Origin of the sequence: Romboutsia sp. 13368 (assembly GCF_018336475.1) — a bacterium.
Classification (GTDB): Bacteria; Bacillota; Clostridia; order Peptostreptococcales; family Peptostreptococcaceae; genus Romboutsia.
This window is the reverse complement of record NZ_CP048741.1, coordinates 2,379,144-2,390,284: the sequence shown is the minus strand read 5'-3', so window position 1 is coordinate 2,390,284 and position 11,141 is coordinate 2,379,144. Positions and strand designations below refer to the sequence as shown.

At 47.5% G+C, this 11,141-nt stretch carries 2 protein-coding genes, 22 tRNA genes and 5 rRNA genes; all 29 read left to right on the top strand.

What is annotated here, in order from left to right:
- Positions 1 to 171 (top strand): amino acid--tRNA ligase-related protein (locus tag G3997_RS11745; protein WP_296649511.1); only part of this gene is annotated, 171 nt, incomplete at its 5' end.
- A 276-nt stretch (positions 172 to 447) separates the two neighbouring features.
- A complete protein-coding gene (locus G3997_RS10120) occupies positions 448 to 621 on the top strand; it encodes a hypothetical protein (RefSeq protein ID WP_296645616.1) in 174 nt (57 codons plus the stop codon).
- A 262-nt stretch (positions 622 to 883) separates the two neighbouring features.
- Positions 884 to 2,386 (top strand): 16S ribosomal RNA (locus G3997_RS10115).
- A gap of 113 nt (positions 2,387 to 2,499) precedes the next feature.
- Positions 2,500 to 2,575, top strand: a tRNA-Ala gene (locus tag G3997_RS10110).
- Positions 2,576 to 2,726: 151 nt separating this feature from the next.
- Positions 2,727 to 5,625: ribosomal RNA gene (locus G3997_RS10105) — 23S ribosomal RNA — on the top strand.
- A 136-nt stretch (positions 5,626 to 5,761) separates the two neighbouring features.
- A 5S ribosomal RNA gene (gene rrf, locus G3997_RS10100) occupies positions 5,762 to 5,878 on the top strand.
- Between the two features lie 5 nt (positions 5,879 to 5,883).
- A tRNA-Leu gene (locus tag G3997_RS10095) sits at positions 5,884 to 5,972 on the top strand.
- A gap of 10 nt (positions 5,973 to 5,982) precedes the next feature.
- Positions 5,983 to 6,058, top strand: a tRNA-Met gene (locus G3997_RS10090).
- A 9-nt stretch (positions 6,059 to 6,067) separates the two neighbouring features.
- Positions 6,068 to 6,142: transfer RNA gene (locus G3997_RS10085), tRNA-Glu, on the top strand.
- A gap of 9 nt (positions 6,143 to 6,151) precedes the next feature.
- A tRNA-Gly gene (locus G3997_RS10080) sits at positions 6,152 to 6,225 on the top strand.
- A 15-nt stretch (positions 6,226 to 6,240) separates the two neighbouring features.
- Positions 6,241 to 6,317: transfer RNA gene (locus G3997_RS10075), tRNA-Arg, on the top strand.
- Positions 6,318 to 6,325: 8 nt separating this feature from the next.
- Positions 6,326 to 6,401, top strand: a tRNA-Gln gene (locus G3997_RS10070).
- 11 nt (positions 6,402 to 6,412) lie between these two features.
- Positions 6,413 to 6,488, top strand: a tRNA-Lys gene (locus G3997_RS10065).
- 3 nt (positions 6,489 to 6,491) lie between these two features.
- Positions 6,492 to 6,580 (top strand) — tRNA-Ser (locus G3997_RS10060).
- Between the two features lie 14 nt (positions 6,581 to 6,594).
- A tRNA-Ser gene (locus tag G3997_RS10055) sits at positions 6,595 to 6,687 on the top strand.
- Between the two features lie 7 nt (positions 6,688 to 6,694).
- A tRNA-Pro gene (locus tag G3997_RS10050) sits at positions 6,695 to 6,771 on the top strand.
- A gap of 13 nt (positions 6,772 to 6,784) precedes the next feature.
- A tRNA-Ile gene (locus G3997_RS10045) sits at positions 6,785 to 6,861 on the top strand.
- Positions 6,862 to 6,871: 10 nt separating this feature from the next.
- Positions 6,872 to 6,947 (top strand) — tRNA-Trp (locus G3997_RS10040).
- Between the two features lie 33 nt (positions 6,948 to 6,980).
- Positions 6,981 to 7,057, top strand: a tRNA-Pro gene (locus tag G3997_RS10035).
- 11 nt (positions 7,058 to 7,068) lie between these two features.
- Positions 7,069 to 7,145 (top strand) — tRNA-Ile (locus tag G3997_RS10030).
- Positions 7,146 to 7,153: 8 nt separating this feature from the next.
- A tRNA-Phe gene (locus G3997_RS10025) sits at positions 7,154 to 7,229 on the top strand.
- 7 nt (positions 7,230 to 7,236) lie between these two features.
- Positions 7,237 to 7,313: transfer RNA gene (locus tag G3997_RS10020), tRNA-Met, on the top strand.
- Between the two features lie 90 nt (positions 7,314 to 7,403).
- Positions 7,404 to 7,479, top strand: a tRNA-Ala gene (locus G3997_RS10015).
- Positions 7,480 to 7,630: 151 nt separating this feature from the next.
- A 23S ribosomal RNA gene (locus tag G3997_RS10010) occupies positions 7,631 to 10,530 on the top strand.
- Positions 10,531 to 10,665: 135 nt separating this feature from the next.
- Positions 10,666 to 10,782, top strand: a 5S ribosomal RNA gene (rrf, locus tag G3997_RS10005).
- The 16S, 23S and 5S rRNA genes sit together here with 22 tRNA genes alongside, the layout of an rRNA operon.
- A 5-nt stretch (positions 10,783 to 10,787) precedes the next feature.
- Positions 10,788 to 10,876 (top strand) — tRNA-Leu (locus G3997_RS10000).
- Positions 10,877 to 10,886: 10 nt separating this feature from the next.
- A tRNA-Met gene (locus G3997_RS09995) sits at positions 10,887 to 10,962 on the top strand.
- 11 nt (positions 10,963 to 10,973) lie between these two features.
- Positions 10,974 to 11,048 (top strand) — tRNA-Glu (locus tag G3997_RS09990).
- A gap of 9 nt (positions 11,049 to 11,057) precedes the next feature.
- A tRNA-Gly gene (locus G3997_RS09985) sits at positions 11,058 to 11,131 on the top strand.
- Positions 11,132 to 11,141 lie beyond the last annotated feature (10 nt).

Genomic DNA, 11,141 nt, shown 5'->3' with positions numbered 1-11,141 from the left:
GACGAAGATTTCATAAATGCTTTAGAAGTTGGTTTACCTCCTACAGGTGGTCTTGGAATAGGTATAGATAGAGTTATGATGTTATTAACTAATTCTCCATCTATAAGAGACGTTATATTATTCCCTACAATGAAACCGATAGAAAATAATCAAAATAAAATAGAAGAATAATATTGAAAAGATTGTGCATTACTTACGTATTATGCACAATCTTTTTTTATTTGTAGCTGTTTTTATAAAAAGTTAATATTAAAAGTCTATAATTTTAATACAAAATATAAAGGTTAAATATCAAAAACAACATATAAAAATGTAAATAAAATAATTTTGCTGAAAAAAATATATATAAATCATAGTCAGATAGAATAAAAAAGCGAAATTTTTATAAAGGAAATTTGAATAATATTTAAGAATAATAACTAAAATATTAATTTGGGGGAATGGGCTATGAATCAAATGATGAATTGGATATGTTTAATAAGTATAACTTTATTAGTGTTAGATATTATGATTTATTTCTGTAATGATGCTATAAAAATTTATAATAGGACAACTAAAATAAAGGCTAAACCGATTGCAAAATCAAGAACTTACGTATATGAAGAAAAGATTGCAAAATAAAAACGTAAAAAATATAAAAAAAGTTTCAAAAAAAGTGTTGACGATATGATTATGAGATGGTATAGTTATACTTGTCCTTAAGGAAAGGACAAAAAGAAATAAAAAACTTCAAAAAATAAGTTGACAAAGAAAAACAACTTTGGTAAACTAAAGAAGTCGAAAATGAACTTTGAAAATTAAACAGTAGGTTAATTTAAAGAATTACAACTAACAAACCAAGCCAGATATTCAGATAATGATTAGTCTGAGCAGGTAACAACTTTTATTTGAGAGTTTGATCCTGGCTCAGGATGAACGCTGGCGGCGTGCCTAACACATGCAAGTCGAGCGATTCTCTTCGGAGAAGAGCGGCGGACGGGTGAGTAACGCGTGGGTAACCTGCCCTGTACACACGGATAACATACCGAAAGGTATGCTAATACGAGATAATATGCTTTTATCGCATGGTAGAAGTATCAAAGCTTTTGCGGTACAGGATGGACCCGCGTCTGATTAGCTAGTTGGTGAGGTAACGGCTCACCAAGGCGACGATCAGTAGCCGACCTGAGAGGGTGATCGGCCACATTGGAACTGAGACACGGTCCAAACTCCTACGGGAGGCAGCAGTGGGGAATATTGCACAATGGGCGAAAGCCTGATGCAGCAACGCCGCGTGAGCGATGAAGGCCTTCGGGTCGTAAAGCTCTGTCCTCAAGGAAGATAATGACGGTACTTGAGGAGGAAGCCCCGGCTAACTACGTGCCAGCAGCCGCGGTAATACGTAGGGGGCTAGCGTTATCCGGAATTACTGGGCGTAAAGGGTGCGTAGGTGGTTTCTTAAGTCAGAGGTGAAAGGCTACGGCTCAACCGTAGTAAGCCTTTGAAACTGGGAAACTTGAGTGCAGGAGAGGAGAGTGGAATTCCTAGTGTAGCGGTGAAATGCGTAGATATTAGGAGGAACACCAGTTGCGAAGGCGGCTCTCTGGACTGTAACTGACACTGAGGCACGAAAGCGTGGGAAGCAAACAGGATTAGATACCCTGGTAGTCCACGCCGTAAACGATGAGTACTAGCTGTCGGAGGTTACCCCCTTCGGTGGCGCAGCTAACGCATTAAGTACTCCGCCTGGGAAGTACGCTCGCAAGAGTGAAACTCAAAGGAATTGACGGGGACCCGCACAAGTAGCGGAGCATGTGGTTTAATTCGAAGCAACGCGAAGAACCTTACCTAAGCTTGACATCCTTTTGACCTCTCCCTAATCGGAGATTTCCCTTCGGGGACAGAAGTGACAGGTGGTGCATGGTTGTCGTCAGCTCGTGTCGTGAGATGTTGGGTTAAGTCCCGCAACGAGCGCAACCCTTGCCTTTAGTTGCCAGCATTAAGTTGGGCACTCTAGAGGGACTGCCAGGGATAACCTGGAGGAAGGTGGGGATGACGTCAAATCATCATGCCCCTTATGCTTAGGGCTACACACGTGCTACAATGGGTGGTACAGAGGGCAGCCAAGTCGTGAGGCGGAGCTAATCCCTTAAAGCCATTCTCAGTTCGGATTGTAGGCTGAAACTCGCCTACATGAAGCTGGAGTTACTAGTAATCGCAGATCAGAATGCTGCGGTGAATGCGTTCCCGGGTCTTGTACACACCGCCCGTCACACCACGGAAGTTGGGGGCGCCCGAAGCCGGATTGCTAACCTTTTGGAAGCGTCCGTCGAAGGTGAAATCAATAACTGGGGTGAAGTCGTAACAAGGTAGCCGTATCGGAAGGTGCGGCTGGATCACCTCCTTTCTAAGGAGAATTACCTACTGTTTAATTTTGAGGGTTCTTAATAAAAATTAAAAACTCTATTGACAAACTTCGACATATATTATAAAATATAATTCGTTGTTAAAATAAAATATGGGGGTGTAGCTCAGCTGGGAGAGCACTTGCCTTGCACGCAAGGGGTCAGGAGTTCGATCCTCCTCATCTCCACCATTTAGTACTTTGAAAACTGCATAACATTTAGTGATATGACATCATTTTAAACATATATGACAAGAAAAGTCTTAAAAATTACAACTTTTAAGCACTGGAATAAACTGAGTGAATACGAAGTTTGTTCAGTAGCGCTAACTTTTTAATAACTGGTCAAGTTATTAAGGGTGCAGGGCGGATGCCTTGGCACTAGGAGCCGATGAAGGACGTGATAAGCTGCGATAAGCTTCGGGGAGTTGCACGTAAACTTTGATCCGAAGATTTCCGAATGAGGAAACTCACTTAGAGTAATGTCTAAGTATCGTTAAGTGAATACATAGCTTAGCGAGGGGAACCCGGGGAACTGAAACATCTAAGTACCCGGAGGAAGAGAAAGAAATTCGATTCCGTAAGTAGCGGCGAGCGAACGTGGAACAGGCCAAACCAATGAAGTTTACTTCGTTGGGGTTGCGGACATACGACATGGAAAGATATCATAGACGAAGAGAGTTGGAAAGCTCCGCTATAAAGTGTAATAGCCACGTAGTCAAAATGAGAAAAATACTAGTATGATCCAGAGTACCACGGGACACGTGAAACCCTGTGGGAAGCAGGAGGGACCATCCTCCAAGCCTAAATACTACCTAGTGACCGATAGCGTATAGTACCGTGAGGGAAAGGTGAAAAGAACCCCGGGAGGGGAGTGAAAGAGAACCTGAAACCCTGCACTTACAAGCTGTGGGAGCACATTACTTGTGTGACCGCGTACTTTTTGTAGAACGGGCCAACGAGTTACGATATGCAGCAAGGTTAAGCACTTAAGGTGTGGAGCCGTAGCGAAAGCGAGTCTTAAATGGGCGATTAAGTTGCATGTCGTAGACCCGAAACCGGGCGACCTATCCATGAGCAGGTTGAAGCGAAAGTAAAATTTCGTGGAGGACCGAACCCACGAGCGTTGAAAAGCTCGGGGATGACTTGTGGATAGCGGTGAAATTCCAATCGAGCCCGGAGATAGCTGGTTCTCCCCGAAATAGCTTTAGGGCTAGCCTCAAGGTTGAGAGAAGCGGAGGTAGAGCACTGAATGTCCTAGGGGGTATTGCACTTACCGAAGACTATCAAACTCCGAATGCCGTATTCTTATACTTGGGAGTCAGACTGTGGGTGATAAGATTCATAGTCAAAAGGGCAACAGCCCAGATCGTCAGCTAAGGTCCCTAAATGTACGTTAAGTGGTAAAGGATGTGGGATTGCACAGACAACCAGGATGTTGGCTTAGAAGCAGCCACTCATTTAAAGAGTGCGTAATAGCTCACTGGTCGAGTGATCCTGCGCCGAAAATTTCCGGGGCTAAAACGTACTACCGAAGCTACGGCATCATTTATGATGGGTAGGGGAGCTTCGTATGCAGGCTGAAGCATGACCGTAAGGACATGTGGACAGTATACGAGTGAGAATGTTGGCATGAGTAGCGAGACGTGGGTGAGAATCCCACGGGCCGTAAACCCAAGGTTTCCAGGGGAAGGTTCGTCCGCCCTGGGTTAGTCGGGACCTAAGCCGAGGCCGAAAGGCGTAGGTGATGGACAACAGGTTGATATTCCTGTACCGCCAATAAGCGTTTGAGAGATGGAGTGACACAGTAGGATAAGCTAACCACACTGTTGGTTATTGTGTGGCTAAGTATTGAGGCAGTCTAGATAGGCAAATCCGTCTAGATAATGCTAGGATACGATGGGTAAGCCCTTCGGGGCGAAGTAGCTGATTTCACACTGTCAAGAAAAGCTTCTATCGAGTTTAAAGGCGCCCGTACCGTAAACCGACACAGGTGGGTGAGGAGAGTATCCTAAGGCCAGCGAGAGAACTATTGTTAAGGAACTCGGCAAAATGACCCCGTAACTTAGGGAGAAGGGGTGCCTGTCTATGACAGGCCGCAGAGAATAGGCCCAAGCGACTGTTTACCAAAAACACAGGTTTCTGCTAAGTCGCAAGACGATGTATAGGAGCTGACGCCTGCCCGGTGCTGGAAGGTTAAGGGGATCTGTTAGAGCAATCGAAGCAGTGAACTTAAGCCCCAGTAAACGGCGGCCGTAACTATAACGGTCCTAAGGTAGCGAAATTCCTTGTCGGGTAAGTTCCGACCCGCACGAAAGGCGTAACGATTTGGGCACTGTCTCAACAATAGACTCGGTGAAATTGTAATCCCGGTGAAGATGCCGGGTACCTGCGACAGGACGGAAAGACCCCATGGAGCTTTACTGTAGCTTGACGTTGGGTCTTGGTACTACATGTACAGGATAGGTGGGAGACTATGAAGCATGGACGCCAGTCTGTGTGGAGTCATCCTTGGGATACCACCCTTGTAGTACTGGGATCCTAACCATAGGCCTTGAATCAGGTCTTGGAACACCGTCAGGTGGGCAGTTTGACTGGGGCGGTCGCCTCCTAAAAAGTAACGGAGGCGCTCAAAGGTTTCCTCAGCACGGTCGGAAATCGTGCGAAGAGTGTAAAGGCAAAAGGAAGCTTGATTGCAAGACATACAGGTCGAGCAAGGACGAAAGTCGGACTTAGTGATCCGGTGGTACCGCATGGAAGGGCCATCGCTCAACGGATAAAAGCTACCCTGGGGATAACAGGCTTATCTCCCCCAAGAGTCCACATCGACGGGGAGGTTTGGCACCTCGATGTCGGCTCATCACATCCTGGGGCTGTAGTAGGTCCCAAGGGTTGGGCTGTTCGCCCATTAAAGTGGTACGCGAGCTGGGTTCAGAACGTCGTGAGACAGTTCGGTCCCTATCCGTCGCAGGCGTAGGAAATTTGAGAAGACCTGTCCTTAGTACGAGAGGACCGGGATGGACGTACCTCTGGTGTACCAGTTGTTCTGCCAAGGGCATGGCTGGGTAGCTATGTACGGAATGGATAAGCGCTGAAAGCATCTAAGCGCGAAGCCAACTTCAAGATAAGATTTCCCACCGTAAGGGTAAGACCCCAGGAAGACTACCTGGTTGATAGGTCGAAGGTGTAAGTGCAGTAATGTATTTAGCTTATCGATACTAATAGGTCGAGGACTTGACCAAGATAAATGATGGAAAATTAAATGATATGCAGTTTTCAGAGTATTAACTTTGAAAAAAACTTTATAAAAAGTATTGACATTCTTAATCGAAAATGTTAATATTATACTTGTCCTTGAGAGAAGGGCAAAACATATAATGTGGTTATTATAGCAAAGAGGATACACCTGTTCCCATACCGAACACAGAAGTTAAGCTCTTTAGCGGCGATGGTACTTGGGGGGCGACCTCCTGGGAGAGTAGCACGTAGCCACGTGGTATGCCGAAGTGGCGGAACTGGCAGACGCACAGGACTTAAAATCCTGCGGGACTTACCTCTCGTACCGGTTCGATTCCGGTCTTCGGCACCAAACACAACATCGCGGGGTGGAGCAGTTGGCAGCTCGTCGGGCTCATAACCCGAAGGTCGCAGGTTCGAGTCCTGCCTCCGCAACCAAATATATATGGCCCATTGGTCAAGCGGTCAAGACACCGCCCTTTCACGGCGGTAACAGGGGTTCGATTCCCCTATGGGTCACCAATTAAATATGCGGGTGTAGCTCAATGGTAGAGTTCCGGCCTTCCAAGCCGGCTGTGAGGGTTCGATCCCCTTCACCCGCTCCATTAAATATATAATGTGGGTGCATAGCTCAGCTGGATAGAGCAACGCCCTTCTAAGGCGTGTGTCCGGGGTTCGAATCCCTGTGCGCTCACCACTTTATATAGGGGATTCGCCAAGTCGGTAAGGCATAGCACTTTGACTGCTACATGCGTAGGTTCGAGTCCTGCATCCCCTGCCAAATTAATATTTGATCCATTAGCTCAGTCGGTAGAGCACCTGACTTTTAATCAGGGTGTCCCGCGTTCGAGTCGCGGATGGATCACCAAGTGGAGAGGTGTCCGAGTGGTTTAAGGAGCTGGTCTTGAAAACCAGTGATGCTTAACGGCACCGTGGGTTCGAATCCCACCCTCTCCGCCATTAATTTAATAATTGGAGAAGTACTCAAGTGGCTCAAGAGGATCCCCTGCTAAGGGATTAGGCTGGATTAAACCGGTGCGAGGGTTCGAATCCCTCCTTCTCCGCCAATTATTTCGAGGTGTAGCGCAGTTTGGTAGCGCACGTGGTTTGGGACCATGGGGCCGGGGGTTCGAGTCCCTTCACCTCGACCATTTTAAATAATGTGGACCATTAGCTCAGTTGGTTAGAGCGCCCGGCTCATAACCGGTAGGTCCGGGGTTCGAGTCCCTGATGGTCCACCAAAAATTTTATAGGGGTGTAGCTCAGTTGGTAGAGCGTCGGTCTCCAAAACCGTGCGCCGGGGGTTCGAGTCCCTCCACCCCTGCCACTCATAAAATTAAAAATAATATAATTAATACTTCGAGGTGTAGCGCAGTTTGGTAGCGCACGTGGTTTGGGACCATGGGGCCGGGGGTTCGAGTCCCTCCACCTCGACCATTTAACAATTAGGGCTTATAGCTCAGGTGGTTAGAGCGCACGCCTGATAAGCGTGAGGTCGCTGGTTCGAGTCCAGCTAGGCCCACCAATTGTTGCGCCCAGATAGCTCAGTCGGTAGAGCAGGGGACTGAAAATCCCCGTGTCGGTGGTTCGATTCCGCCTCTGGGCACCATAGTCGTGGCGGTATAGCTTAGTTGGCTAGAGCGTTCGGTTCATACCCGAAAGGTCACAGGTTCGACTCCTGTTACCGCTACCATGAGAAATTTAAGAACTTTGAAAATTAAACAGTAGGTTAATTTATAGAATTACAACTAACAAACNNTAATTCGTTGTTAAAATAAAATATGGGGGTGTAGCTCAGCTGGGAGAGCACTTGCCTTGCACGCAAGGGGTCAGGAGTTCGATCCTCCTCATCTCCACCATTAGTACTTTAAGCAACGGATATGACTGAAGCGAAAGCGAAGGAATTTAAATATATATGACAAGAAAAGTCTTAAAAATTACAACTTTTAAGCACTGGAATAAACTGAGTGAATACGAAGTTTGTTCAGTAGCGCTAACTTTTTAATAACTGGTCAAGTTATTAAGGGTGCAGGGCGGATGCCTTGGCACTAGGAGCCGATGAAGGACGTGATAAGCTGCGATAAGCTTCGGGGAGTTGCACGTAAACTTTGATCCGAAGATTTCCGAATGAGGAAACTCACTTAGAGTAATGTCTAAGTATCGTTAAGTGAATACATAGCTTAGCGAGGGGAACCCGGGGAACTGAAACATCTAAGTACCCGGAGGAAGAGAAAGAAATTCGATTCCGTAAGTAGCGGCGAGCGAACACGGAACAGGCCAAACCAATGAAGTTTACTTCGTTGGGGTTGCGGACATACGACATGGAAAGATATCGTAGATGAAGAGAGTTGGAAAGCTCCGCTATAAAGTGTAATAGCCACGTAGTCAAAACGAGAAAAATACTAGTATGATCCAGAGTACCACGGGACACGTGAAACCCTGTGGGAAGCAGGAGGGACCATCCTCCAAGCCTAAATACTACCTAGTGACCGATAGCGTATAGTACCGTGAGGGAAAGGTGAAAAGAACCCCGGGAGGGGAGTGAAAGAGAACCTGAAACCCTGCACTTACAAGCTGTGGGAGCACATTACTTGTGTGACCGCGTACTTTTTGTAGAACGGGCCAACGAGTTACGATATGCAGCAAGGTTAAGCACTTAAGGTGTGGAGCCGTAGCGAAAGCGAGTCTTAAATGGGCGATTAAGTTGCATGTCGTAGACCCGAAACCGGGCGACCTATCCATGAGCAGGTTGAAGCGAAAGTAAAATTTCGTGGAGGACCGAACCCACGAGCGTTGAAAAGCTCGGGGATGACTTGTGGATAGCGGTGAAATTCCAATCGAGCCCGGAGATAGCTGGTTCTCCCCGAAATAGCTTTAGGGCTAGCCTCAAGGTTGAGAGAAGCGGAGGTAGAGCACTGAATGTCCTAGGGGGTATTGCACTTACCGAAGACTATCAAACTCCGAATGCCGTATTCTTATACTTGGGAGTCAGACTGTGGGTGATAAGATTCATAGTCAAAAGGGCAACAGCCCAGATCGTCAGCTAAGGTCCCTAAATGTACGTTAAGTGGTAAAGGATGTGGGATTGCACAGACAACCAGGATGTTGGCTTAGAAGCAGCCACTCATTTAAAGAGTGCGTAATAGCTCACTGGTCGAGTGATCCTGCGCCGAAAATTTCCGGGGCTAAAACGTACTACCGAAGCTACGGCATCATTATGATGGGTAGGGGAGCTTCGTATGCAGGCTGAAGCATGACCGTAAGGACATGTGGACAGTATACGAGTGAGAATGTTGGCATGAGTAGCGAGACGTGGGTGAGAATCCCACGGGCCGTAAACCCAAGGTTTCCAGGGGAAGGTTCGTCCGCCCTGGGTTAGTCGGGACCTAAGCCGAGGCCGAAAGGCGTAGGTGATGGACAACAGGTTGATATTCCTGTACCGCCAATAAGCGTTTGAGAGATGGAGTGACACAGTAGGATAAGCTAACCACACTGTTGGTTATTGTGTGGCTAAGTATTGAGGCAGTCTAGATAGGCAAATCCGTCTAGATAATGCTAGGATACGATGGGTAAGCCCTTCGGGGCGAAGTAGCTGATTTCACACTGTCAAGAAAAGCTTCTATCGAGTTTAAAGGCGCCCGTACCGTAAACCGACACAGGTGGGTGAGGAGAGTATCCTAAGGCCAGCGAGAGAACTATTGTTAAGGAACTCGGCAAAATGACCCCGTAACTTAGGGAGAAGGGGTGCCTGTCTATGACAGGCCGCAGAGAATAGGCCCAAGCGACTGTTTACCAAAAACACAGGTTTCTGCTAAGTCGCAAGACGATGTATAGGAGCTGACGCCTGCCCGGTGCTGGAAGGTTAAGGGGATCTGTTAGGATTTATCCGAAGCAGTGAACTTAAGCCCCAGTAAACGGCGGCCGTAACTATAACGGTCCTAAGGTAGCGAAATTCCTTGTCGGGTAAGTTCCGACCCGCACGAAAGGCGTAACGATTTGGGCACTGTCTCAACAATAGACTCGGTGAAATTGTAATCCCGGTGAAGATGCCGGGTACCTGCGACAGGACGGAAAGACCCCATGGAGCTTTACTGTAGCTTGACGTTGGGTCTTGGTACTACATGTACAGGATAGGTGGGAGACTATGAAGCATGGACGCCAGTCTGTGTGGAGTCATCCTTGGGATACCACCCTTGTAGTACTGGGATCCTAACCATAGGCCTTGAATCAGGTCTTGGAACACCGTCAGGTGGGCAGTTTGACTGGGGCGGTCGCCTCCTAAAAAGTAACGGAGGCGCTCAAAGGTTTCCTCAGCACGGTCGGAAATCGTGCGAAGAGTGTAAAGGCAAAAGGAAGCTTGATTGCAAGACATACAGGTCGAGCAAGGACGAAAGTCGGACTTAGTGATCCGGTGGTACCGCATGGAAGGGCCATCGCTCAACGGATAAAAGCTACCCTGGGGATAACAGGCTTATCTCCCCCAAGAGTCCACATCGACGGGGAGGTTTGGCACCTCGATGTCGGCTCATCACATCCTGGGGCTGTAGTAGGTCCCAAGGGTTGGGCTGTTCGCCCATTAAAGTGGTACGCGAGCTGGGTTCAGAACGTCGTGAGACAGTTCGGTCCCTATCCGTCGCAGGCGTAGGAAATTTGAGAAGACCTGTCCTTAGTACGAGAGGACCGGGATGGACGTACCTCTGGTGTACCAGTTGTTCTGCCAAGGGCATGGCTGGGTAGCTATGTACGGAATGGATAAGCGCTGAAAGCATCTAAGCGCGAAGCCAACTTCAAGATAAGATTTCCCACCGTAAGGGTAAGACCCCAGGAAGACTACCTGGTTGATAGGTCGAAGGTGTAAGTGCAGTAATGTATTTAGCTTATCGATACTAATAGGTCGAGGACTTGACCAAAATTTAAATGATGAATCTAAATGATATGCAGTTTTCAGAGTATTAACTTTGAAAAAAACTTTATAAAAAGTATTGACATTCTTAATCGAAAATGTTAATATTATACTTGTCCTTGAGAAAAGGGCAAACATATAATGTGGTTATTATAGCAAAGAGGATACACCTGTTCCCATACCGAACACAGAAGTTAAGCTCTTTAGCGGCGATGGTACTTGGTGGGCGACCGCCTGGGAGAGTAGCACGTAGCCACGTGGTATGCCGAAGTGGCGGAACTGGCAGACGCACAGGACTTAAAATCCTGCGGGACTTACCTCTCGTACCGGTTCGATTCCGGTCTTCGGCACCATATTTAATATCGCGGGGTGGAGCAGTTGGCAGCTCGTCGGGCTCATAACCCGAAGGTCGCAAGTTCGAGTCTTGCCTCCGCAACCAAAAACAAATATGGCCCATTGGTCAAGCGGTCAAGACACCGCCCTTTCACGGCGGTAACAGGGGTTCGATTCCCCTATGGGTCACCAATTAAATATGCGGGTGTAGCTCAATGGTAGAGTTCCGGCCTTCCAAGCCGGCTGTGAGGGTTCGATCCCCTTCACCCGCTCCAAAATGAAGAT